The following is a 25,481-nucleotide window of genomic DNA, read 5'->3' on the forward strand; positions in this document are numbered from 1 at the left end:
GTAACTTTAAGGTTATGAGCTTGTTTTTATTTCTTTAAATGAATTTCACGATCAAACAATTGATGCATTTCTTGATTAAAGTTGTGAGCAATGAATACAATCGTTGCATCCGTCTTAGTCAACTGACGCAAAATTTTCATCGTAGCCGCCTGATCAATTGCACTTGTCGCCTCATCAATCAAAATCAACTTACTCTGGTGTACCATGCTTCTAGCTAAAACAATTTTCTGCCTCTGACCACCAGAAATATTCAATTGATCAAGGTCAATCTTAGTCTCAATGCCGGCCGAAAACTTAGCAATATCTCCTGCAAATTGAACTTTTTCAATGGCTGATTTAACTCGACTTAGCAATTTTGAATTGAACATCGTAATATTTTCAACAATCGTTACTGGGAATAACACTGGATCTTGCGGCAAATAGCCAATTTCAGCTAAATCAGGTTGAATCTTTTCACCCTTTTGATTAAAGTATTGAATCTTGCCGCGACTGGCTTGCAATTCACCTAAAATCAATTTGAGTAAAGTTGATTTTCCTGTACCTGAATCACCTGTTAGTAAAATTTTTTCTCCAGCTTTAACTTGGAAATCTGGGAAAGTCACGGCCTCACCGTTTCTAAAATCGATAGCTAAATTATGGATTGAAAAACTAACCGCTTGTTCTAAATTACTTTTCTGTTCAGACTGAATTTTCTTTCTAGCTACAAAAATCTCTTCTCGCAATTTCTTCGTTGCTCGCATTCTTCCACCATAATTAGCAACTCCTTGCAAAGAACCAAATAGTGCTCCATTGAAGTTGCCAATGCTGGCAATCAAACCAAAAGCAGCCCAATTATTCACTACCAAAAATCCAGTTAAAAGAAAGATTAGCACATCTCCTAATGAATAAGCCAATTGATTCAGATAATCTAATTCCTGATCTACTTTTTCCTTCTCAATATTTGCTGCTTCCAAGCGTCCTGAATTTTCAGCAATAGTCTTAAAAAGCTTATCGCTAGCCAAATAGCGACGAACTTCTGATAAGCCAATTAACCAATCACCTAAAGTCTTCAAATACTTTCGATTAGCTACTGATACCTTTTCAGTAGCTTTTTGTAATGGCTTATCCAGTAATTTAGGTAAATAAATCTGAATTGCGGCAAAAATTAAACAAGCAACTAACAAACTCCACTGAAAAGTCACCAAGCTAAAGGCTACACCGACAATACCGGCTAGCATCCCTACTACATAGCGGAACGAATCTAAATAGTCATTATGTAACAGTTTCAAATCATTAGTCATCCGATTTTGCACTGCACTAACCGCATGCTTTTGACTATCGGCAAAATAATGATCTGTTAGTTCTTGCCGAATTAAATGCAGGTAATTTTGAATCAACTTTTGCCAAATGATTCCCGCCAAATTATAGAATAAGAATACCATGACATAGCTAGACAGCTGGATTAATGTCCAAGTTAAAAATAAACTCAAGTTTCTATTTTTGGCAGCATCAAATTGCAAAGTTAACACATAAGCTACAACTACTTCGCCAACTGCTGCAATAATCTGTAGTCCCATAGCCAGACAGAATTTAATTGGATTAAGTTTAAATAATTCTTTGCTACTCATTATTTTCCCTCCAAGTGAACTTCACGATCAAACAATGCTCGTTGTTCTACGGTTAAATTGTGTGCAACGGCCAAAATTGTTGCTCTACTTTGCATTAAGTTTTGGAAGATTTTTGTCGTTGCTTGTTGATCAATTGCACTAGTTGCTTCATCTAAGTACAGAATCGGCTTCTCATGCAACAACGCCCGCATTAAAACTACCTTTTGTTTCTGTCCACCAGACAGCAATTCCTGTTGTGGATCAAGCTGTGTCTCTATCCCATTTTTCAAACGCGCTTGATCACTATCAAAAACCGTCTTATGAATCACTTGTACAGCTTTTTTATTAAGCTTAGGCTTAAACATAGTAATATTTTCTTGAATACTGCCAGGAAAGATCAATAAGTCCTGTGCCAAATAACCTAATTGACGTAAATCAGGTTTGATCTTTTTTCCTGTTTTATCGCAATAGATTACTTCACCCGTACTTGGCTTAATTTGCCCTAACAAAACTTTTAATAAAGTTGATTTTCCTGTACCTGAATCACCAGTCAATAGAACCTTTTCACCATTCTTCAGTTCAAAGTCAGGATAAGTAATTCTTTCACCATTTGGATATTGTACTGACAAGCTTTTTATTTGAACGGTAGCGATTTGTTTTAAAGAATCATACCCTTTTTCTGGTAAACACTTTTGCAATTTAGCCAGATCATCCCGCAAAGTTTTCGTTGATTTTAATTGCGTATATCTGTTCACGCAACTATCTACACTATAAAAAATTCCATTGGCAAAATATCCCGCTGTCAGAATCGCTCCTAAATTTACCTGATGATTGAAAAACAAAATTCCAGCAATAAATGGAACACCAACACGACCAGCTATATTAAATATCGCAGACACTAAGCTAGTATAATGTAGCAATTTATCTCGCTGATATTCACTCTGCTCTAGTTTCTGACTCTGTTGTCCCACCACCTTTTTCAAAACAACTTTATTCTGGTAGCGTCGCAGCTCATCTAAACCCTTGAACCATTTTTCTAACAACTGCAAAAATTGCTTATTTTGGATAGAAACAGCTTTAGTTGCTCGATTGGTATATTTTTCAGTCAATTTCGGCACTACTACTGCAAGCAAAGTAACTAATAACGTATAGACAACCAATATCCAATGAAAGGTAAACAGCGTACCAATAGTTAAAATAATATAAATTAAGTCACAAACAAAATAGAAGTAAACATTATAGTAACTCTCTTGCACTAACTGCAAGTCATTTCCCAAATGATTTTCCATCTCTGAAACTTTGTCTTCAGGCTGCTGATAATAATGTCGTATAATTCGCTGTCTTACCTGATGAAAAAGTGTCTGTGTTTGTTTGGTATTTTGTAAACTTCCCCAATTAAAACTGACATTGCAGACCTGTCCAATTAAAAATTGTACAAAGATTAATTCCAAAAACAGTTCGAATTTACCACTTGCAATTGCATTTAACTGCGGACTAGTTAAGTAGGTGTACATTGTAGTTGTCAGTTGCGTTAGCGTAATCAAAAACAGAACTAACATTGCCCGCTGACGGTTAGCTTTAATATAATCTCTTAAACCCATTATTTTCCTCATTCTTTTTTGACAAAAACGTATAATCAGCAAAAAAATCTCTAACATGATTTGTCGCAAAGAAAAAGCACTGTTCTGGATGCTCACATCCTATTAACAGTGCAACAAATAAAGGTTGATTTCGATAAAGAAAACCACCCTCAATTCATCTACTGCTAATACTTGGTATGCAAGCAAAAAATGGGTGCACTAAACAAGGTGCAAAGACAGTATTTTGCTAAACAACAAATCAAATATTAGAGATTCAGTAAACGAATCATATGGCAATTTCCTCTATTTCTATAAGTTAATTAAAATTATATCATATTAATTTAATTTTACAAGCTATTTTTTATCTTCAGCTAAATATTTTTGCAAAACTTTGAAAACACCGTTCTCCGTATTGGCCGGTGCAATATATTTCGCCTGCTTTTTTACCTTGTCCATACCGTTTGCCATTGCATAAGAATATTTGGCAAATTTCAACATATCGATGTCATTACCCCCATCGCCAAAGGCAATCAGGTCATCCCCTGTCATCCCCATCTTTTCTAGGAGATGCTTTAATCCGGCACCCTTATTAACGCCTTGTGTGTTAACATCAATGGCAAAAGTTGCGGAAGCAAAAGCAGAGATCTGGTTATTATGTTCAAAATTAAAATCACGTTCAATCTCCGCTGCCTTGGAACTATCCATGCCAAAGGTTATCTGATAAATCTGTTCTGGCAAATCATTCCAGTCATCAATCACGGTACTATTACCAGCAAAGTAAGCCAAAAAGTCGCGTTCATCTTTTTCAACATTGCTATGCAAATATGCAATATCTCGGCCAAAAACCATTGTAGCCATTTCACCATATTTCACATGTACATCATGAATTAGCTTTAAAACGTCATCGCGATTAAGCAAATAACTGCCAGCTTCTTGACCCTTGATGATTAATCTCGAGCCATTCAAAGTTACGAAATCCATTCTGCTGGCAAACTTGCCAAAGTCCTGCTTCAATCTAACATAAGGACGCCCTGAAGCCACGATAAAATGTACTCCTCGTTTTTCAAATTCAGTCAAAATTTGATCAAATTCCTTGTGATTAAACTGCTTACGATCATCTAAAAACGTGCCGTCCATATCTACAGCAACTGCCTTAAATGGTAAAGTCATTTTTTCACCCCATCATTATTCTATTTTTTCCAAAAATAATCTTATCATTTTTGAGCATCCTATTTCATCCGTAATCTGCGTAATCTACCACGTTTTAGTACAAAATAGCTAATTGTTAATAGAACAGTGCTGGTAAGAAGAAAAATAAAATTATCACTCCAAAAATAATGCCAACCTATTTTTGTTAAAATATCTGGCGTTAAAATTTCTTCTACTGTTGCATAGATATAAAAAACAGCAAAAACCGATGCAATTAAATAGCCTACTCCAGCTAATGAGTAAAAAATTATGCTAATCCATTTTTTAGTCACCATAACTCGGTTTCCTAGCCAAACGAATAAAATAGCCGTCACTAATGGCAAAACATAATAATACCAGAATCCCATAACTATCCCCCTGATTAATTTTGGCTCATTATCACATGCAAAAGTAAAAAAACGGTAAAGAAGACTTTAATTTTGGGCAAAAAAAGACCAGCTCACTTCAGAGCTAGTCTTATCTATTCTATTAAACTAACTTAACGTGCTTAGCATGCCTGTTCTTGAGCTTAGCCCAACCATCGAAAAACAATGCCCCAAAAAGCAAAATCATAATAATTCCTGCCAAAATAATGGCATTAGTCGAATTAGCAACTGCTAAACTTTGGGCTGAATCAAAATCAGCAACTTCGTCCATTTGGATAATCAATCCTGAAAACAACATGGCTAAGCCGTTCAATGTTAGCAAGCCACACAGAATTGTTAAGATTTTAGTCTTTAATAGCTTCATAAAACCATGCCCTTTCTTTATTAATTAGATAAATATTATACACGCATTATTTTATAATTCAAGTAATTGGATTAAGAAAAGGCACAAAAAATAGACATACGTTCGCATGCCTATTATTAACTTTATTTATTCCACAGGAATTTGATTAATACTTTATCTACTTTTGGATTCTCATGCAACTTGGAGTGACGTGAATTTTTTCCAGTAAACTTCACTACCTGATAGCTTTTAGCACGATCTGCCACTAAATATTTTAATGACAAAGATGATACATTGGGTACTGTTCCATCGGTTTGACCACCAATATCACCAATGATGTTTAAAACACGAACTTTATTTTTCGGATATGTTTCTCTTACACCCGTCATTTTCCGATAGCTAGCATTCATTTTGTTCGGTTTTCCGGCAGAATTCAATTTAAAAAAATATTTCTTACTTATTAATTTTCATATCTATTGGTTATAGCCACAATTAAAAGTAAAATAGAAAGTAATTAAACTGCAAAGGAGAAAAATATGAAATATAATCAATACGCTTATGTCGAAACTGACTTCGATCAACAAGTAAAAGAATTAATCGACATCAATTTCTTACCTAAAAATTATGCAGACTGGAATTTTAACGATTTGCTGGGCAAGCTCGTTAAAATGACAATTGCTGAAGCAAAAACTGACGCTGCTAAGACAACAAAATTATCTGAATTTGCTGTTTCAAATGAGCAAACTTTAGCTGACTTTTTAAAAGGAAAGCCTGAATCAATTGGTACTGCTCAATTCTATAATGTAGCCTTACAATTACTTGGCTATCATGTTCATTATGACTACGAATTAGCCGATCCAACCGGCTTTATGCAAAAGAATGCTTTACCTTTTGTCCAAGACATTTCTGATGTCAAAAGGTTAATCTCTGCTTTTTATCGTTTGCTCAATACTCGCGCCAAAAACGGTCAAATTTTGCTCGATGTAATGGCTGGTAAGGGGTACTTTACTCAATTCTGGGGACAAAATAAGTTTAAATTTTTCAATGGCAAAGCTATTCCTGTCTTCGATACCAACAAAGTAATTCGTGAAGTTGTTTACGTTGAAACTGATCTTGATACTGATCATGATGGTAAGAGTGACTTGATTCAAGTTACTGTTTTCCGACCAGCTGAAACTAACAAAGGCTTAAAAGTGCCTGCCCTTTATACTGCTTCACCATATTTCGGCGGAATTATCGCTAATGAAAAGCGTAACCATAATGTTGACGAAAATTTATCTGATGCCGCCGATTGGAATGATCCACAATATGTTCATTCACCAATAGTTAAAGCAAAGCAGCCAGACGACTCTAACCACCCAGCTACCGAAGAAGCAGTACATAAATCTTCTTATCCATTAAATGAGTATATGCTTGCTCGTGGTTTTGCCAGTGTTTTTGCTGGAGCAATTGGTACCCGCGGTAGTGATGGAGTTCGTATTACTGGTGCACCTGAAGAAACTGAATCAGCTGCTGCAGTTATCGAATGGCTCCACGGCGATCGTATCGCTTACACTGACCGTACTAGATCTGTTCAAACTAAAGCTGACTGGTGCAATGGCAATATCGGAATGACTGGTCGTTCATATTTAGGCACTTTGCAAATTGCTATTGCCACTACTGGGGTTAAAGGCTTGAAAACTGTGGTTTCTGAAGCCGCTATTTCTTCTTGGTATGACTATTACCGTGAACACGGTTTGGTAATCGCACCCGAAGCCTGCCAAGGTGAAGACCTTGATTTACTGGCTGAAACTTGTCAATCAAACTTGTGGGATGCAGGTTCTTACTTAAAGATCAAACCAGAATACGACAAGATGCAAAAAGAGCTTTTAACAAAAGAAGACCGTGAAACCGGTCAATATTCCAACTTTTGGGAAGCAAGAAACTACCGCCATCACGCTGACGGCATCAAATGTTCTTGGATTTCTGTTCACGGTTTAAATGACTGGAACGTTAAGCCAAAGAATGTTTATAAAATTTGGCAACTAGTCAAAAAAATGCCAATGAAGCATCATCTTTTCCTACACCAAGGTCCTCACTACAATATGAACAACTTTGTTTCTATTGATTTTACTGACTTGATGAACCTTTGGTTTGTACATGAATTACTAGGGATTGAAAACAATGCTTACAAGCAATGGCCAACCGTCATGATCCAGGACAACTTGCAAGCTGACAAGTGGCACGAAGAAAAGGATTGGTCAAATGAATTAGGTCAAAAGAAGACCTACTACCCAACTGATGACGGCGAGCTTTTCCAAGATGGCAATGGCAAAGCACAACAATCATTTGTCGATGAAGGTGGCATTGAATTTAAGAAGGCTGACATCTCAGAAAGCGACTGGCTATACAAGTTCATCTGTGGTGATGAAAAATGGGCTAAACCAAGTTTGCGTTTTAAAACAGACGAATTTATTCACCCAACTACGATTGTCGGTCGTCCTGAAGTAAAAGTTAGAGTTAAAGGCAGCTTACCTAAGGGACAAATTTCTGTTGCTTTAGTTGAATTGGGAGAAAGAAGACGCTTAACCGCTACACCTAAGTTCTTAATGCGCGGCGGTCAAGAACTTGGCTATAGATTTGGCACTGATACTTTGCAAGAATTTGTGCCGGACAAGAAGACTAAGGCTAAGTTGATCACTAAGGCTCACATGAACTTACAAAACTATAAGGACATGAAAAGACCTGAGAAGATTGATGCTGACAAGTTCTACGATTTAGACTTCTTGCTTCAACCTACCTACTACACTCTTCCATCTGGTAGTAAGTTGGCCTTGATCATCTACTCAACTGATGAAGGAATGACTAAACGACCACTTGAAGAAGAAACTTATACAGTTGATTTGGCCAATACTGAAATTAAGTTCTATGAGAAATAATTTTTAATATATAAACTAATACGGCAGATATTTATTTTAAGTATCTGCCGTATTTTTTATTCAAATATTTTCTTATATTCACCATAGCCAGCCTGTTCCAACTGATCATATGGAATAAATCTCAATGCTGCGGAATTAATGCAGTAACGTAAACCACCTTGATCCACTGGGCCGTCAGTAAAAACATGACCTAAGTGAGAATCAGCTTCGGGACTTTTAACTTCTGTTCTCTCCATTCCGTGCGATTGATCGCGGTGGTAAGTTAATTTCTTAATTGGCTTAGTAAAACTAGGCCAACCACAGCCTGCATTATACTTATCTAAGCTTGAAAAAAGTGGCTCACCTGACACTACATCAACGTAAATCCCCTTTTCATAAAAATCATCATATTTTCCGGTAAAAGGATATTCTGTAGCGGCCTTTTGAGTTACGTTATATTCCTCATCAGTTAGCCGCTTTAAAGCTTGCTCTTTTTCTTCTTTGTTAAAAGTCATTGGATCATTCCTTTGCTAAATATGTTCAGTAGTACTTGGAAAGAAATTATCTATTTTCTTTTCATAAATATCAAATTTATATTTTGTCAAAAATTGATTTGATGGATCATATATTCTAACCTGAAGCATCTCATTTTTGCCATTCATATGCACTTCTTTATTTGAAACTTCCAAAAATGGCTTAAATGCAGCAATCAGATTTTGATAAGAACTATAAACATGCACATTATGCTCGACAATTTCTCCATTACGTGCATACCGACGACCGTCGATCACGTATACTGTATTATCACTCATAGAAATCATCCTCTCTTTGGCTTCTACTTATATTTTAATTCATTTTATATTTATTCATGACTTTTTTACTCAAAAACTCCAACAATTATCATGTTGGAGTTCATTCAATATTTATTTAAAATTCATTAAAATACTGAGGTCAAAACTGCACCGGCAACAATTAATATTAAACCGATCACAGTATAAATAAGACCTTTTTGTGTCTTCTTTTCGTGTAAGAAAAGGATACCACCAAGAGTAGAAATAACAACACAAAGTTGTGACATAACAAAGGCTAGGTTTACACCGTTCATCTTAACTGAAACAATGTATGCAAGAGCAGCAATTGCGTAAATCACACCGGCAGGAATTACTTGATAACTTTCTTTTTCCTTAAAGACTTGTGTTTGCTTAGTTGCAATTAAATAAACAATTGCTGCAACCAACATTCCAATGGTTTCAGCAAAGAAAATCATTACGCTGTCACCCTTCAAGGCCTTTGGAATGGAACTTGAAGTAATGTAACCAAGTGTAGTCAATACCAGCACAATCATTGTAGTGGTCTGATTCTTTTTTCCACCCTCAGATGTACCTTTGTCAGTCAATGATGTAAATGCTACACCAATAATTAAAGCTAAGATCCCTAAAAATCCAAACAATTTAGCTTGAGTGCTTGCCCATTCACCAAAGATCAACACACCTACAAGTGGCACACCGATCAACTGCAAACCAGTTGAAATTGGCATAGTTTCAGAAACCCCAACCTTGGAATAACTGTAATACTGACCAACTTGACCAATAACCCAAGCAGCACCAGCTAACATTGCTAAAATAAAAGTAGTCGCATTAAAAGATGGACGCTTAATGAGAGTAACTGCAGCACCAAAGATAAATGCACCAAGAACGGTACCTAAAATTTGGTGGTAAATGTTACTCTTCTTGACACCAGCAACAAACATGGGCATAAGACCCCATCCTATTGCCGGAATAAACAGAAATAAATAACTCATTCGTTTTGTCTCCCTTATTAATGTAAAAAAGTTACAAAAAGCATTCTATCAACGAAAGCGCTTTTAATGCAAGCGATTTACTATTAATGGATGACAAGTGCAAATCAATATATATCAGAACACCAAGAGTTATTTAAATTATTTTTATAAAAATCCTACGGCAAAGCCTATTCCATATAGGAATATACAAATTATTCCCAAATACAGTAAGCACCATTTAGCCACTTGCTTCAAAATTATTGATTCAGATCCATCTTGTCCAATTGCAGCTGAAGCAACAGCTATACTCTGAGGTGAGATCATCTTTCCAGCAGTTGCTCCCACCATATTTGAACCAACTACCCAATTACTATTTACGCCTAAAGCCTTAGCTGAAGACAATTGCAGGTTACCAAAAAGAACATTAGCTGAGGTATCAGATCCTGTAATAAACGTACCCAAAGCACCAATTAACGGTGCAACTAATGGATATATTGGTCCCATTAGAACTACTAATGCTGCCGCAATTGCTGAAGTCATTCCTGCGTAGCCCATTACCTTGGCTAAAGCCACAATAGAACAAATTGTAATTAATGTTTTCCATAATCCAAAAATTGTTGATTTTAAGATTTGTCCTAATTTCTTGAAACTAACTTTTTGAATTAATCCACCAATAAAAGTAGCTAGCAAAATTAATGTTCCTGGTGAAGAAAGCCAATTAATCTTAAACAGTTCTGTATCTTTCCCAGTATATACCTTAATATAAGAAGTCACTTTTCCCAATAGATGCTGAATATTTGGAAACAGTGATGAAGCAAGAACCACAAATACGAACACTAAAATAAATGGTGAACTTGCACGCAAAATTTCGATAGCGCTGTGCTTCTCAATATTCTCTTTTATGTCATTATCTTGATGATGATATAATTTTGCCATCAGAACTGTAGTCAAAATACAACAAATTGAACCAACAATTGCTGGTAACTCTGGACCAACAAATTTTGCTACCAAAATTTGCGGAATTGAAAATGACAAACCAGACATCAGGGTAATTAATCCCACTCCTTTGATAGCTTTAACTCCGCCACCTGTTAGAATCACCAATAAAAACGGAATTATAATAATTAATAATGCAAGTTGTAAAGTAATAACAAATGATAATGGAGTAACGGGCAAATTAGTTACGTCACTCAGTGTAATCACTGGTAATCCAATTGCACCAAAGGCAGTTGGTGTAGTATTAGCAATTAAACAAATTATGGCGGCATTAATCGGATTAAGACCAAATCCAATTAATATCCCAGCGGGAATTGCAACTGCTGTCCCAAAACCTGCAATTGCTTCTAAGAATCCGCCAAATCCCCATGCGATAATCAAAACTAAAATACGCTGATCAGTAGTGATTGACGACAAAGTATCTTGAATAATTTTAATTCCACCTGAATAATTGCTTACATTATAAGTAAACAGTGCAGCCACGATTACATAAACAATTGGCCATAGCCCCATCAGAATGCCCTCTAAAGCACCCGTCAAAATGTCAACTATAGAGAGGTTAAATCCCAGTATAGCCAATACGATAGTAATTAATAGTCCAATGCTGCATGCTTTAATAGCAGGCATTTTTCGAATTGCCAAAGAGTAAATAAGCCAAATAATTGGAATTAAAGCCAATAAAAACGAAATCCACATTTTTATTTCCCCCTAAACACTTCACTTCCTTATCTCAGATTATAAATGTATTCGCTTACAAAAGATAGTGAAATATTCTTAATCATGGCTCTATAATAAAGTTTGTGATACATATTTTTTTCACAATATCTTGATTGAATGCTATCTATCGTTTATTTATCTCAGAATTATTAGCTCACTTGTGAAAATTATTTTTTGCATAAAAAATAATGCATTCTCCTACTTCAATAGAGAAATGCATTATTTTTATCTATTCAACTATCCTACTTCAAAGCATCAGTAGCAAATGATCTATTCTCCAAGCTAGTAAGCAAAGCATCTGCAGTATCAAGTGCTGTAATCAATGGTACATTTTGACCAATGGCAACCTGTCTAATGATGAAGCCATCAGAATTCTTTTCAATATCGTGACCCATCGTATTGATAACCAAGTCAATCTTGCCATTTCTTAATTCATTCAAGATATTATCCTTGGCGTCTTCATCTTCATGCACTTTAGTTACTGGATCAACATGCAAATCATGACTACGCAAGAAATCAGCTGTACCCTTAGTAGCAAAGATTCTGTAGCCAATCCGCGCAAATCTCTTGGCAATTGGTAAAATCTTTTCTTTGTCTCGATCTTCGATGGTAAGTAATACATTACCATTTTCAGGCAATTGCATCTTAGCACCTGCAAAAGCTTTGTAGAGAGCTTTGGCAAAAGTGTGATCACTCCCCATTACTTCACCTGTCGATTTCATTTCTGGCCCGAGATATGCATCAACGTCCGATAATTTGCTGAAGGAGAAGACTGGTGCTTTAACAGAGATCATGTCTGGCTCTGGGGCAAGACCATCACCGTAGCCCTGTTCAGCCAAACTTTCGCCCATAATTACTCGGGTAGCGACCTGAGCCATTTCAATACCCGTGATCTTGCTTAAAAATGGCACTGTTCTACTTGCCCGAGGGTTAACTTCAATTACGTAAACTTCACCATCTCTGACAATGAATTGAATGTTCATAATGCCGACACAGTTCAAAGTCAAAGCAAGCTTTCTAGTGACATCAGTAATCTTTTCTTTAACTTCATCAGAGAAGGTTTGTGGTGGATAAACAGCCATTGAGTCACCAGAGTGGACACCGGCATGCTCAATATGTTCCATGATTCCTGGCAAAAGAACTTCCTTACCATCACTAATTGCATCAACATCACATTCACGACCATCAAGATAATCATCAACCAAGATTGGGTGGTCTGCTGCAATATCAACGTGGTCTTGCAAGTATTCTTCTAACTCTGCCTTGGTGTAGACAATTTCCATCGCCTTACCACCCAAAACATAACTTGGACGGACTAAAACTGGATAGCCTAGCTTATCAGCAGCTTCAAGTACGCCTTCATGAGTAGTTGCAGTTAAACCTTGAGGCTGATTCAAATGAAGTTGCTTAATGATTTGATCAAACAGTTCACGGTCTTCTGCACGGTTAACATCAGCTACTTTAGTGCCTAAAATCTTGACGCCATGTTCTTCTAAGCCATGAGCCAAATTGATTGAGGTTTGACCACCAAATTGAACAATCACGCCTTCTGGCTTTTCCAAGTCGCAGACATTCAAGACATCTTCCAAAGTTAATGGTTCAAAGTATAATTTATCTGAGATAGAGAAGTCAGTTGAAACAGTTTCAGGATTAGAATTGATAACAATTGCTTCGTAGCCCATCTTTTGCAAGGCCTTGACACAGTGAACAGTCGCATAATCGAATTCAACACCTTGACCGATTCTGATTGGACCTGAGCCAATAACGATCACCGACTTCTTACCAGTCTTATGTGATTCATTTTCAGCATCATAAGTTGAATAAAAGTATGGTGTCTTTGATTCAAACTCAGCAGCACATGTATCAACCATCTTGTAGACTGGGATGATGCCATGCTTTTTCCGAAATGCTCTTACCTCATCTGCAGTTTCATTCCACAAAGAGGCAATCGTTGGATCACTAAAGCCATATTTCTTAGCTAAGCGCAATACATCAACATCATCTTTATTTTCCTCAAGTGTCTTTTCCAATTCAACCATATGTTGCACGATATCTAAAAAGTAGAAATTAATCTTCGTTAATTCATGAATATCTTCAGCTGAATAACCACGTCTAAATGCCTCAGCTAAATAGAAGAGACGATCATCTTGAGCTTTGACTAATTTTTGCTCTAATTGGTCATCACTAGCTACGTGTGCTTCTGGTGAGTAAAGATCTTTTTCATCAATTTCTAGTGATCTTACCGCTTTTTGCATAGCTTCTTCTGCAGTTCTACCGATGGCCATAACTTCACCGGTAGCCTTCATTTGAGTACCTAAAACTCTGTCAGCCTTAGGGAACTTATCGAATGGCCAGCGAGGGATCTTGCAGACAACGTAATCAAGAGCTGGTTCAAATTCGGCATAAGTAGTACCAGTTACAGGGTTCTTGATTTCGTCCAAAGTCATACCAACGGCAATCTTGGCAGCCATCTTAGCAATTGGATAACCAGTTGCCTTAGAAGCTAAAGCAGATGATCTTGAAACACGCGGATTTACTTCAATTACATCATAATTAAAGCTATTTGGGTCAAGAGCAAGTTGAACGTTGCATCCCCCTTCAATTTTCAAAGCCCTAATCAAACGCAGTGAACAATCACGAAGCATCTGATATTCCTTATCAGATAAAGTTTGACTTGGTGAAAAGACAATTGAATCACCAGTGTGAATCCCTACCGGATCAAAGTTTTCCATGCAGCAGACAATCATTGCATTGTCATCATGGTCGCGCATTACTTCAAATTCTACTTCTTTATAGCCCGCAATTGATTTTTCAATCAAACATTCAGTTACAGGAGAAAGTTCCAATCCATTTTTGGCAATCTCTGCTAATTCTTCATGATTATTACAGATACCACCACCGGTACCACCCATCGTAAAGGCAGGACGAACAATGATCGGATAGCCAATCTCATCTCCAAAAGCTAAGGCATCTTCGACTGTATTAACTGTCTTAGAAGGTGGAACTGGTTCACCTAATGACTTACATAATTCCTTAAATTTTTCACGGTCTTCGGCTTGTTCAATAGATTGCAGCTTAGTACCTAGAAGCTCGATGTGTAATTCATCCAAAATTCCTGTTTTGGCAAGTTCCATAGCCATGTTTAAGCCCACTTGACCGCCAAGTGTTGGCAAAATAGCATCAGGATATTCTTGACGAATAATTCGTGAAATCGATTCAACTGTCAGAGGTTCAATGTACACCTTATCTGCAATTGTTGTATCAGTCATGATCGTAGCTGGGTTGGAATTAACTAAAACTACTTCATAGCCTTCTTCGCGCAGAGCCAAGCATGCCTGTGTACCAGAATAATCAAATTCTGCAGCTTGACCAATAATAATTGGACCTGAGCCAATCACCATAATCTTATGAATATCTGTTCTTTTAGGCATGACGCTCTTCTTCCTTTCTCTGATCAATCATTGACATAAAGTCGTCGAATAATGAAACCTCATCATGAGGACCCGGTGTTGCATCAGGGTGAAATTGCACTGAAAATGCAGGATATTTCTTATGACGTAACCCTTCAACCGTCCCATCATTGACTTCAACGTGGGTAATCATTAAGTTATCCTTGTCAATTGAATCTGCAGACACAGCATAACCATGGTTTTGTGAAGTAAAACCAATATTACCAGTTGCAATCTCTCGTACAGGGTGATTAAAACCGCGGTGCCCAAATTTCATCTTGTAAGTTTTAGCCCCATTAGCTAAAGCAAAGACTTGGTGTCCCATACAAATTCCCATCAAAGGAACATGCTTTTCTACTTCACGCACCATTTTAGTTGCCTCTACCATTTCTTCTGGATCACCAGGGCCGTTACTCAAAAGAACACCATCTGGATGAAGGTTTAATACTTCTTGGGCAGTAGCTGTATATGGTAAAACAATACAATTACAATCACGTTCTGCTAGTTCACGCAAAATACTGTGTTTAATTCCAAAGTCGATAACCACAATATTGCGTTTCGAACCAGGAACTGGATATGGTGACTTGGTTGATACTCGGCTAATTACACCTTGAGTTACATTCTTAATCTTTAATTCTGCCGCAATTTTTTCTGCATTTTCTTTTGAATCTGCAATCTTACCACGTAATGTACCGTGAACTCTCAATTTTTTAACTAATTCACGCGTGTCAATTCCCTGAATACCTGGAATGTTCAAATGCTCCAAAAACTTTGGTAAGGTTGTCTGCATTCGCCAATTATCAGGATGACGGGCAACCTGGTGACAAATTACGCCTTTGATCCTTGGCTCAAGTGACTCATAATCTGCCAAGGTAATACCATAGTTTCCAATTAAAGGATTAGTGAAAACCAAAATCTGATCGGCATAAGATTGGTCGGTAATTGCTTCTTGATAACCAGTCATCCCTGTTGTAAATACAACTTCACCAACTGTTTCGCAATCAGCGCCAAAACCCTCGCCAGCATAGATGCTACCATCTTCTAGGATTAAATACCGCATTATTGTTCATCCCTTCTGTATACAACCTGACCATCAACCATGGTCATTACAGTTTCACCATACACCTTGTCGCCCGTAAATGGTGTATTAACGCCTTTTGACTTATAGTCTTCTTCTTTTAATTCAGTTTCATGGTCTAAGTCAAAAATCGCAATATCAGCTGGCTTACCTGGTTCAAGTACCCCGGCATTTTTTAAGCCAAACGTTTTAGCTGGTTTATCGGAGAGCCATGATAAAAGCTGCTCCAAGGTGAAGACTTTTTCTTCTTTGACAAATTTAGTATATAAAGTAGAAAATGCTGTTTCACTACCAGTAATACCAAAGGCTGCGCCCTTCATGCCACCTTCTTTTTCATTGCGAGCATGAGGAGCATGATCAGTCGCAATTAAATCGATTGTACCGTCTAGTAGTCCCACTAGTAACGCCGCTTGATCTTCCTTATTTCTCAATGGCGGATTCATCTTATAATAACCGTTGTCCTTAGGAATATCGTCATCTGTTAATAAAATATGGTGTGGCGCTACTTCACAGGTAACATTGATTCCACGCGCCTTAGCCATTCGAACCAGTTCTACACTAGTTTTAGTTGATACATGGCAAATATGATAATGGACGCCCGTTTTTTGTGCTAAAAGCAAGTCTCTAGCAATTTGCGTTGTTTCTGCTAATTCAGTTACTGGCGGCAAGTTTAATTCCTTGGCTTTAGGTCCTTCATTCACGATCCCTTTATTAAAAAGCGAATCGTCTTGTGCATGAGTAGCAATGATCAAATTATTTTCCTTGGCTTTTTGCATTGCCAAATACATCGTTTGAGCAGTTTGGACTCCATGACCATCATTACTTAAGGCAAAAGCACCAGCCTTTTTCAATGCTGCATAATCAGGAATGACATCAGTAGTTTCATCATTAGTGATTGGTCCATATTGAAAAATATGAACCACACCTTTTTCATTGTTTTCTTGTACCATTTTTTGCATTAGCTCAGGCGTATTAGGTACAGGCGTTACATTAGGCATTGCCCCTACCATAGTAAAACCACCATGAGCAGCGGCTTCACTACCGGTTTTAATATCTTCCTTGTAAGTTTGTCCGGGATCACGATAATGAACGTGGACATCAACCAGTCCAGGACTAACTAGCTTGCCACTTGCATCAATCTCTTTATCTGCCGTTAAGTTAGTCCCTATTGCTTTAATCTTTTGATCTTCAATTAAAACATCTGCTTTAATTAGACGACCATTTTGATAAACTGTGCCATTCTTAATTACTGTTGCCATTATTCTAATCCTCCAAGTCGTCTACCGCGCAATACTGCCTCGATCATTGCCATACGCATGAACACACCATTTTGCATTTGTCTGACAAACATGCACTTATCGCTTTCAACTAAATCACCGCTAAGTTCAACATCATGGTTAATTGGACCCGGATGCATGATGATGGTGTCGGGCTTCAATGCACTATAGCGTTGATGATTAATACCATATTTTTCATGATATGCTTTAGCATTAAAAGTCTTTTCATTAGGATCGCCTGCATGACGTTCATGTTGAACCCGTAAGAGCATCATCACGTCCATATTTGAAACTAATTGATCAATTTCTTCATACTTACCATATTGATCGAATTCTTTATCATACCAGTAACTTGGACCTGAGAAGTAAACTTCAGCGCCCAACCTAGTCAAAAGTTCCATGTCACTTTTTGCAACCCTAGAATTAGTAATATCACCAACAATTGCAACCTTTAAGCCTTTAAAGTGACCAAAATGTTCATGAATAGTCATCATATCGAGCATACATTGGCTAGGATGTTGACCGCTACCATCTCCAGCGTTAATCACACCAATATTTAAATGTTGATGTTCTTTTAAGTTAATCAAATCATTGTAATACTCATTCTGTGAGTGACGAATCACTTCTAAGTTGACACCTAAGGCGTTCATAATTAATGAAGTGTCATATAAGGTTTCACCCTTATTAACAGACGAATGAGCCGGATCAAAAGGAATAACTGTCAAACCTAGTTTTCTTTCAGCTATTTCAAAGCTCGTATGTGTTCTAGATGAATCTTCAAAAAACATATTAGTTACATAAACTGGCTTAGTTAAACGTGGTGTTGCACCGCCTTTTTTGAAGTACTCAGCTCTCCTGATTAAGGCCTCTACTTCATTACTATCCAAATTTTCAACACTCACAAAATGTGGTAAATTAACAAGATTTAAATTTTCCATTTTCTATTCTTTCTATACAAAAAAGCCTGAAGCATTTAATTGCTCCAGGCCTAGAGTCTTCCCGTGTACACGAAAAGAAATCAACCCTTCTGGCCCTCTCTGGAGTCAATTAAATGGTTGGATATTTAACTATCTTCTTTTTATTTTGGTAAAGCCTTCAGTTCAACTGAATCTTTGCCGTCCTTCTCAATTACATTAACAGCAACCTGTTCATTGGCAGAAGTTGGAATATTTTTACCAACAAAATCAGCACGAATTGGCAATTCACGGTGACCACGATCAACTAGCACTGCGACTCTGATTGAACTTGGGCGACCAACGTGCATCAAAGCATCCATCGCCGCTCTGATTGTTCGTCCAGTATAGATAACATCATCAACCAAAACAACATGCTTGTCATCAATATTAACATCAACTTGATCAGAATTGACAACTGGATCTTGCTTTAAACTAGCATCATGACGATCATCCCGATATAAGGTAATGTCCAATTCACCAACTGGTACATCAACGCCTTCCAATTTCTGAATACGGTCATGAATTCGTTTAGCCAAGTAAACGCCTCGCGTTTTAATCCCTACCAAAACCAAATCATCGGTTCCTTTATTTTGTTCAATGATCTCGTAAGTAATACGGGTTAAAGCACGCTTCATTGCTAGTGCATCCCAGATTTCTTTTGCCATTATAGCCTCCTAATTCTGCCCATGAAAAAAGCTCCCAATCTCAACTGAGACTAGGAGCTTTAGTAAAGTCGAAACTTAAGTTAAGCCTGCCTTGCTAGCCTCACGGGACTAATTTTAAAGGACATTCATTGCTTTAAAGTTACTGTAATTAAAAACGTTTGTCAAGCTCTAATTAAATTTTACTTGACCAACTAATTCATTGATATCTTCAATGCCTAATTTTTCAAGTTCTTGCGGCAAGGCATCTGCAATATGCTTAGAAGCAATACTATCTTTAAAATGAGCAGTACCAACCGCTACGGCATTAGCACCTGCTAACATAAATTCCACCACATCTTTGGCCGAAGCAATGCCACCCATGCCAATAATTGGCAAAGAAGTAATTTGACGCACTTGACTAATCATTCTAATAGCTATTGGCTTAACAGCCTCACCTGATAAACCGCCCATATTATGGCCTAACAGTGGTCTGCGTTTTTTCACGTCAATTCGCATCCCTAGCAATGTATTGATCATCGATAAGCCATCGGCACCACCCTTTTCGGCAGCTTTAGCAATTACAGTGATATCAGTCACATTTGGTGTTAACTTCACATAAATTGGAATATTGACAACTGCTTTAATTTTTCTAGTCAATTCTTCAACCACATCGGCATGCACGCCAAAGCTCATTCCACCTTGGGCCACATTAGGACAAGAAACATTAATTTCTAAAGCATTAACCAAGCCAGAATTTGACAGCTTTTTTGCTACTTCAACATAATCTGCTTCACTATCACCGCCAACGCTAGCCACGATCGGTAATTCTGGATATTGTTTTCTCAATGGTTCTAACTTTTCACTAATCACCTTGTCCACACCAGGATTAGTAAGACCAACCGAATTCAAAATCCCATCATCTAAAACGGCAATCTGTGGTTGCGGATTACCTATGGTTGCATGTGGCGTAGTTGTCTTAATAACCATTGCTCCAAGATCATTTAAATCAAACTTCTTAGCTGCAGGCACATCGCCGAAGCCAAAAGTTCCACTTGCTGGCATAACTGGATTTTTCAAATCTAAACCTGGTAATTTTACATGTGTATTAACCATAATTTTCCTCCAAAATGAATGCTCACGGACACTCTTTATTTTTTCAAGAAATGATTCTACACGTGATTATAATTTTTTCCAAGCAAAAATTTTATTTGTATTTTTACTTTTGAGGTGTTAAACTTCACCTTGATCAAACTTTAAACGGTACAGAGAGACCGCAAGTTCAAAATATTGACTTAAATTATCTAGGAAAAGTCTATCCTTGGTGTCTCTCTGCGCTAAGATAGACTTTTTTTGTGGAGGAAAAATGAAACCTGTAATTGTTGCATTAGATATTGACAATGAAGAGCAACTGCATAAGATTTTGTCTAAATTAGGCAAACCAGAAAACGTCTTTATCAAAGTCGGTATGGAATTATTCTATCACGCTGGCAACCAAGTGGTTAAAGACTTAGCTGAGCAAGGTTATAAGATTTTCTTGGATCTAAAATTGCATGATATCCCTAATACCGTTTATAACGGGGCTAAACAATTAGCTAAGTTAGGAATTACTTTTACTACCGTTCATGCTTTAGGCGGAAGTCAAATGATCAAATCAGCTAAAGACGGTTTAATCGCGGGTACACCTGCTGGCAAAAGCGTGCCTAAGTTACTAGCAGTAACCGAATTAACTTCGATTTCTGATGAAGTATTGGCACATGAACAAAATTGCGCACTGTCAATGAAAGAGCAAGTTCTTTCGCTAGCAAAAATGGCTAAGCACTCTGGAGCAGATGGGGTTATTTGTTCACCACTTGAAGTAAAAGAATTACACGAAAAAGTTGGCAATGACTTTTTATATGTCACACCGGGAATTCGGCCTGCTGGCAATGCTAAAGACGATCAATCTCGCGTGGCCACACCAGCGCAAGCCAAAGAATGGGGCTCAAGCGCTATTGTTGTTGGACGGCCAATTACTTTAGCCAGTGACCCAGAAGCTGCATATGAAGCAATTAAAAAGGAGTTTAACTAAAATGCATAAGGATCAAATTATCAGTCAACTTATTCAAGAAAAAATTATCACTATCTCACCTGACAAACCATTCACTTACGCAAGTGGGATGCTTTCTCCAATTTACACCGACCTTAGGTTAACGGTTTCATATCCAGAATTACGCGATATGATTGCTGGTGATTTAGCTAATTTAATCGCCAAAGAATTCCCTGAGGCTACTATTATTGGTGGCGTCGCTACCGCCGGTATTCCCCATGCCGCATGGGTTGCAGATAAACTGCACTTACCAATGATCTATGTTCGTCCTAAGCCAAAGGATCATGGCAAAGGCCGCCAAATTGAAGGCCGTTTCAGCAAAGATGATAAGATCGTTTTAATCGATGATTTAATCACCACTGGTGGTTCCGTTTTAAATGCAGTTAAAGCAACTGAAAAAGATGGCGGCAACGTCATTGGCGTTTCTTCAATTTTCACCTACTACTTGCCAGATGCAAAAGAAAACTTTGCTAAAGCTAATGTTAAATATGCTCCGCTTCTTTCCTACCCTGAATTACTCAAAAAGGAAAATGAGTCAGGTCATATTTCTAGCTCGCAATATGATGTCTTGAAGACCTGGCACGAAGATCCATGGGCTTGGGGCAAACAATTCGAAAAATAATTAAGCCAAAATAAAGACCAGTTTCAGTTTGACAATGTCATTAGCTTAACTTAATGACATTGCCTATCACAGTATCATTCCTTTAATTTTAATTATTCCAGTTGGTCTATTTAATGCCCACTTACTCGGTGGTTCACATGTGTTAATTGATAATTTATTTAATTTGAATTGGAATGTCAAAGCCTTTGGATCATGGGACTTTCTTTTACTACCGATCTTATTCTTGATAATTCGGTTTGTCTTTTCAATGCTTTCATATGGTTCTTCCGTACCTGGTGGTATTTTCATGCCTATCCTAGTTCTTGGGGCATTATTGGGAATAATTTGCGCCAATATTATGATAAAATCGCAGATTATTTTGCCAACGTACTTCCCTCATATCCTAGTGATTTCCATGGCCGCATATTTTGGTGCAATAGAAAAAGCACCATTCACAGCAATTATGCTGCTGACTGAAATGATTGGAACTGTCCAGCAAGTATTGCCAATGATTATTGTTACTTTCGTTGCTTACTACATTCTGGACATTTTAGGTGGAAAACCAATTTACGAGGCCTTACGCTTGCAAATGAATTATCATAAAAATATTGACAAATAATTATATTTGATGGTAAAGTATTACCAGATTAATCAATTCAAGTAATAGGAGGACTCACGCCGATGCGTTTTTAATTTTTGATTTTCGTTAAGTAAAAAATAATGCATTCTATCAGTTTAAGGATGTACTTTTTGCTTGTGATCAGAAATTAGTCTGCGTGATTTTCTTTAATTTAAATTAAGAATAATTATAGATTAGCCAACTTGGACTAATCTATCAGGCACCATTTTCTCAGATCATAAGCACAGTTTGAGAGGACGGTGCTTTTTTATGTCTACAATTTCACTAAAAAACGTTTCATTTGCCTATGACGGTCAGGATAAAATTTTTGATAATTTAAACCTAAATCTCGATTCTAATTGGAAACTTGGCTTAATCGGTCGTAATGGTCGCGGCAAAACCACTTTTATGAAAATGCTGCTAAAACAGGTCGAATATCAAGGAACTATTCAAAGTGATTTAGAATTCAATTACTATCCTCAGGTAATTAATGATCCCGATAACCTTACTATTTATGCTTTACAAGAACAGTTTAATTTTGAGGAATGGGAGTTAAAACGAGAATTAAATCTGCTTCATGCTAAAGAAAATATCATTTGGCAGCCCTTTTCAACACTTAGTGGCGGTGAACAAACAAAAATTTTACTGGCGCTTTGTTTTATTAATCAACATTCTTTTGCCCTACTAGATGAACCAACGAATCACCTCGATGAAGATACACGAAATCAAGTAGCACAATATCTGCATAATAAAAAACAGGGATTAATTGTAATCAGCCATGATCGAAATTTTGTAGATAAAGTTGTCGATCACACTCTAGCAATTGAAATGCAAAAAATTAGGCTGGAACAAGGAAACTATACTCGTTATGAAAAACAAAAGGAATTAGAGGATGAATCTAATATCGCTTATAATGCAAAGTTAGAAAAGCAAATTAAAAATCTCCATGCCAGTCAACAAAAGATGCAAACTTTTGCCCAGCGTTCCGAAAGCAACAAAAATGCGGGAGCCAAGATGAAAGGCGATATTCGACATAGAAGTACAGTTTACGATAAAGGATTCATGGGACACAAAGCCGCCAAAAAAATGAAACTTGCCAAAAATGTAGAAGCAAGATTAGATAAAAATATCGAAGAAAGAAAAGGTCTTTTAAAAAATATTGAAGCAGACAATGACCTAGCCATGAATTTTGTCCCCGACCATCATAAACATCTAATTACTGCTAAAGGAGTTAGCCTTGCTTATGACAAGCTTCCCCTTTTCCAACCTACTACCTTTGATTTAATGCGTGGTTACCAAATTGTGATTACTGGTAAAAACGGTATAGGAAAATCTAGTTTGTTTAAGGCAATTACTAATACTTTTGCTGGAACAATTACTGGCAAATTGCATTCAGCTGATAAGATTTCAATCTCCTATTTATCACAGATTGAACAATCTAATAACCTATCATTAAAAGATTTTGCCCAAAAGCATCACCTTAACTATGCCGATTTTCTCAATATCTTACACAAATTAGGTACTGAACGTGATATATTCACTAATTCAATTAATCAAATGTCTTCAGGCCAACAAAAAAAGGTCTACTTAGCCAAGTCCTTACTTGAACCAGCAAATTTGTATCTTTGGGATGAGCCTTTGAACTATTTAGATGTCTTTAACCAAGAACAAATTATTCAATTAATTAAAAAATATCATCCTACTATGCTAGTAATTGAACATGATCAGCGCTTTATTGATGAATTAGGTGCTCAAGTCATTCACCTAACATAGTAAATAAAAGAGCGAGTTAGTTTTAAAGTTAATACTAACTCGCTTTTTGTTGCTAAAATAACTTCATCATGTACTCGCTAACTGCCTTTTGTTGCATTTCTTCCCAGCTAGCAAACTTGGTCTCTTTTTTAACAAATTCATCGACTTGATCTATCGCCATCTGCTCAATTTGCGTAAAGTCTTTCACGCCCAATTCTCTGACAAAAAAGTCAATAGTAGCAAATCTAGTATACTTTTGCATCAATTGTGGTGTAAACAAGTCTTGGTAAGAAACTGCCTGCTGGCTGCCCTTTTGCTCAGCTAGATGCTCCAAATTTTGTTTTAATTCTGCTTTTTCTTTAGTCATTTAACCAACCTCTTTCACTTTTCATATTATTATGACAAAACTTCGGCTAAAATTGCAAAAAACTTTCTTAATCTTCTTTATTATTCGTTATAATTAAAAACAGAATAACTTACAAAGCAGGGATTAAAATGACTAATCGGTATAAAAGTGTTTTTGACATTATTGGCCCCGTAATGGTGGGACCATCAAGTTCACATACGGCCGGAGCCGTCGCTATTGGACGCGCTGGTTACAAACTTTTTGGCGGTACCCCGAGTAAAGTTACCGTTCATTATTACGACTCTTTCGCCCAAACTCACCGTGGTCATGGAACAGACTATGCTATTGCGACAGGTATTTTAGGCTTTGACTCAGACGATCTACGCGTACCAAAGGCACCTGAGATTGCACGCCAGCGCGGCGTAGATTTACGTTTTGTTGAAGAAGATGGTCCTAGCCCAATTGGTCACCCTAATACTGCTATTTTAAATATGTCTAATGATAAAAAGAAAGTGGAATTGGCTGGATGCTCTATCGGTGGTGGTGCAATTGAAATTCGCAAAATTGTCTTACATAATACCGAGATTCAACCTGCTGGTGCATTACCTATTATTATTTTAGTTGATCCACACAAAAACATTCGCATTGAACAAGAGCTTACCGCGCTCTTGCACGAAAAAGCACCCTTTAGTCGCAAACGAATTTTTCATACTAAAAACTATAATATTTATGAATATGATGTAGAAAATTATCTTCATCCTGATTTATTGCGAGAACTAGAGACTGTAAAATAGTTTGTGTAAGGATGACTGATTCCTTAAATTTATTTCTTTAAACATTAGAAAAAGGAGTTCCTTTCTCGTATGATTGGTTTGAACAAAAAAAAACATACAGAAAGAAGAACTCCTTCATGAATGATTTTACCAAAGATTTTGCTCAAGCTCTATTCAATCCAGACAAAATAAATGATTTATTGCGCAAAGAGCTACAACAGGCTGTTAATAACTTGTTAGAAGCTGAATTGACTGCCTTTCTGGGCTATGATCCCTATGCCAGAAATGGCTGGAATACTGGCAACTCTAGAAATGGTGCTTATTTCCGCAAAGTTGATACGCAATTTGGCCCAATTGAAGTGCAAGTGCCTCGGGATCGCAACGGTCAATTTCATCAGCACACGCTGCCTGACTACAAGCAGCACTC

General features: G+C 37.1%; 22 protein-coding genes and 2 pseudogenes. 7 read left to right on the forward strand and 17 right to left on the reverse strand.

All coding sequences use genetic code 11. From position 1 onward, the window contains the following. Nucleotides 1-26: 26 nt before the first annotated feature. The 6 genes and pseudogenes from CP366_RS01815 to CP366_RS01840 form a co-directional block, all read right to left on the reverse strand. Nucleotides 27-1,607: an ABC transporter ATP-binding protein gene (locus CP366_RS01815; RefSeq protein ID WP_054832867.1), complete on the reverse strand. Its 1,581-nt coding sequence runs from the start codon at nt 1,605-1,607 to the stop codon at nt 27-29. After that, entirely contained in the window at nt 1,607-3,187 is a 1,581-nt protein-coding gene (locus CP366_RS01820) for an ABC transporter ATP-binding protein (RefSeq protein WP_023488800.1), read from the reverse strand. Before CP366_RS01820 ends, CP366_RS01815 begins: the two co-directional genes overlap by 1 nt. Nucleotides 3,188-3,520: 333 nt before the next feature. Then, on the reverse strand, nt 3,521-4,336 hold the full coding sequence (locus CP366_RS01825; RefSeq protein WP_089145984.1) for a Cof-type HAD-IIB family hydrolase: 816 nt from the start codon (nt 4,334-4,336) through the stop codon (nt 3,521-3,523). Nucleotides 4,337-4,395: 59 nt separating this feature from the next. Then, nucleotides 4,396-4,722 carry a hypothetical protein gene (locus tag CP366_RS01830; protein WP_005721964.1) on the reverse strand — a complete coding sequence of 109 codons (327 nt, stop codon included), beginning with the start codon at nt 4,720-4,722 and terminating at the stop codon, nt 4,396-4,398. Between the two features lie 121 nt (nt 4,723-4,843). Continuing rightward, nucleotides 4,844-5,104, reverse strand: coding sequence for a hypothetical protein (locus CP366_RS01835; RefSeq protein ID WP_005719435.1), 261 nt, complete (start codon nt 5,102-5,104; stop codon nt 4,844-4,846). A 122-nt stretch (nt 5,105-5,226) separates the two neighbouring features. Further along, a pseudogene (locus tag CP366_RS01840) lies at nt 5,227-5,523 on the reverse strand (alpha/beta hydrolase); the annotation flags it as partial. A gap of 96 nt (nt 5,524-5,619) precedes the next feature. On the opposite strand from CP366_RS01840, the gene CP366_RS01845 reads away from it, so the two are divergent. After that, nucleotides 5,620-8,001, forward strand: a complete 2,382-nt coding sequence (locus CP366_RS01845) for a Xaa-Pro dipeptidyl-peptidase (RefSeq protein WP_023488802.1) — start codon at nt 5,620-5,622, stop codon at nt 7,999-8,001. A gap of 56 nt (nt 8,002-8,057) precedes the next feature. Here the strand turns inward: CP366_RS01845 and msrB are convergent, their stop codons facing one another. From msrB to CP366_RS01895, 10 genes are all read right to left on the reverse strand, one after another. Beyond that, complete coding sequence (gene msrB / locus CP366_RS01850; protein ID WP_005719441.1) at nt 8,058-8,495, reverse strand: peptide-methionine (R)-S-oxide reductase MsrB; 438 nt, start codon at nt 8,493-8,495, stop codon at nt 8,058-8,060. Between the two features lie 15 nt (nt 8,496-8,510). Beyond that, complete coding sequence (locus tag CP366_RS01855; protein WP_005726124.1) at nt 8,511-8,792, reverse strand: hypothetical protein; 282 nt, start codon at nt 8,790-8,792, stop codon at nt 8,511-8,513. Between the two features lie 125 nt (nt 8,793-8,917). After that, complete coding sequence (locus tag CP366_RS01860; protein ID WP_023488805.1) at nt 8,918-9,781, reverse strand: GRP family sugar transporter; 864 nt, start codon at nt 9,779-9,781, stop codon at nt 8,918-8,920. A gap of 144 nt (nt 9,782-9,925) precedes the next feature. Next, the gene (locus tag CP366_RS01865) at nt 9,926-11,452 is read right to left on the reverse strand and encodes an L-lactate permease (protein ID WP_089145985.1); all 1,527 of its coding nucleotides are present in this window, start codon (nt 11,450-11,452) and stop codon (nt 9,926-9,928) included. A gap of 263 nt (nt 11,453-11,715) precedes the next feature. Continuing rightward, nucleotides 11,716-14,904 (reverse strand): carbamoyl-phosphate synthase large subunit, encoded by a 3,189-nt coding sequence (gene carB / locus CP366_RS01870; protein WP_054832865.1) that lies wholly within the window; start codon nt 14,902-14,904, stop codon nt 11,716-11,718. Beyond that, nucleotides 14,897-15,982 carry a carbamoyl phosphate synthase small subunit gene (locus CP366_RS01875; protein WP_005719452.1) on the reverse strand — a complete coding sequence of 362 codons (1,086 nt, stop codon included), beginning with the start codon at nt 15,980-15,982 and terminating at the stop codon, nt 14,897-14,899. Before CP366_RS01875 ends, carB begins: the two co-directional genes overlap by 8 nt. Beyond that, nucleotides 15,982-17,259 (reverse strand): dihydroorotase, encoded by a 1,278-nt coding sequence (locus tag CP366_RS01880; RefSeq protein WP_005719454.1) that lies wholly within the window; start codon nt 17,257-17,259, stop codon nt 15,982-15,984. Before CP366_RS01880 ends, CP366_RS01875 begins: the two co-directional genes overlap by 1 nt. Then, the gene (locus CP366_RS01885) at nt 17,259-18,215 is read right to left on the reverse strand and encodes an aspartate carbamoyltransferase catalytic subunit (protein WP_005728145.1); all 957 of its coding nucleotides are present in this window, start codon (nt 18,213-18,215) and stop codon (nt 17,259-17,261) included. The genes CP366_RS01880 and CP366_RS01885 overlap by 1 nt, the downstream gene beginning before the upstream one ends. A gap of 140 nt (nt 18,216-18,355) precedes the next feature. Next, nucleotides 18,356-18,898, reverse strand: coding sequence for a bifunctional pyr operon transcriptional regulator/uracil phosphoribosyltransferase PyrR (pyrR, locus tag CP366_RS01890; protein WP_089145986.1), 543 nt, complete (start codon nt 18,896-18,898; stop codon nt 18,356-18,358). A 168-nt stretch (nt 18,899-19,066) separates the two neighbouring features. Continuing rightward, nucleotides 19,067-19,990, reverse strand: coding sequence for a dihydroorotate dehydrogenase (locus tag CP366_RS01895; protein WP_023488811.1), 924 nt, complete (start codon nt 19,988-19,990; stop codon nt 19,067-19,069). Between the two features lie 250 nt (nt 19,991-20,240). Between CP366_RS01895 and pyrF the strand changes: the two genes are divergently transcribed. The 4 genes and pseudogenes from pyrF to abc-f all read left to right on the forward strand — a co-directional run bounded on the left by pyrF (nt 20,241) and on the right by abc-f (nt 23,956). After that, nucleotides 20,241-20,945, forward strand: a complete 705-nt coding sequence (pyrF, locus tag CP366_RS01905) for an orotidine-5'-phosphate decarboxylase (RefSeq protein ID WP_089145987.1) — start codon at nt 20,241-20,243, stop codon at nt 20,943-20,945. A 1-nt stretch (nt 20,946) separates the two neighbouring features. Next, nucleotides 20,947-21,585, forward strand: coding sequence for an orotate phosphoribosyltransferase (gene pyrE / locus CP366_RS01910; RefSeq protein ID WP_005723271.1), 639 nt, complete (start codon nt 20,947-20,949; stop codon nt 21,583-21,585). 64 nt (nt 21,586-21,649) lie between these two features. Further along, a pseudogene (locus CP366_RS01915) lies at nt 21,650-22,183 on the forward strand (chloride channel protein); the annotation flags it as partial. 270 nt (nt 22,184-22,453) lie between these two features. After that, nucleotides 22,454-23,956: a ribosomal protection-like ABC-F family protein gene (gene abc-f / locus CP366_RS01920; RefSeq protein WP_089145989.1), complete on the forward strand. Its 1,503-nt coding sequence runs from the start codon at nt 22,454-22,456 to the stop codon at nt 23,954-23,956. 52 nt (nt 23,957-24,008) lie between these two features. On the opposite strand, the gene CP366_RS01925 is transcribed toward abc-f, so the two are convergent. Beyond that, nucleotides 24,009-24,302: a hypothetical protein gene (locus CP366_RS01925; RefSeq protein ID WP_013086563.1), complete on the reverse strand. Its 294-nt coding sequence runs from the start codon at nt 24,300-24,302 to the stop codon at nt 24,009-24,011. Between the two features lie 128 nt (nt 24,303-24,430). On the opposite strand from CP366_RS01925, the gene CP366_RS01930 reads away from it, so the two are divergent. Both CP366_RS01930 and CP366_RS01935 read left to right on the forward strand, forming a co-directional pair. After that, on the forward strand, nt 24,431-25,075 hold the full coding sequence (locus CP366_RS01930; RefSeq protein WP_089145990.1) for a serine dehydratase beta chain: 645 nt from the start codon (nt 24,431-24,433) through the stop codon (nt 25,073-25,075). A 116-nt stretch (nt 25,076-25,191) separates the two neighbouring features. Continuing rightward, the coding region (locus CP366_RS01935) for a transposase (protein WP_195922840.1) at nt 25,192-25,481 on the forward strand (290 nt) is incomplete at its 3' end.

The organism is Lactobacillus sp. UMNPBX15 (assembly GCF_002553785.1).
GTDB classification, from domain to species: domain Bacteria; phylum Bacillota; class Bacilli; order Lactobacillales; family Lactobacillaceae; genus Lactobacillus; species Lactobacillus crispatus.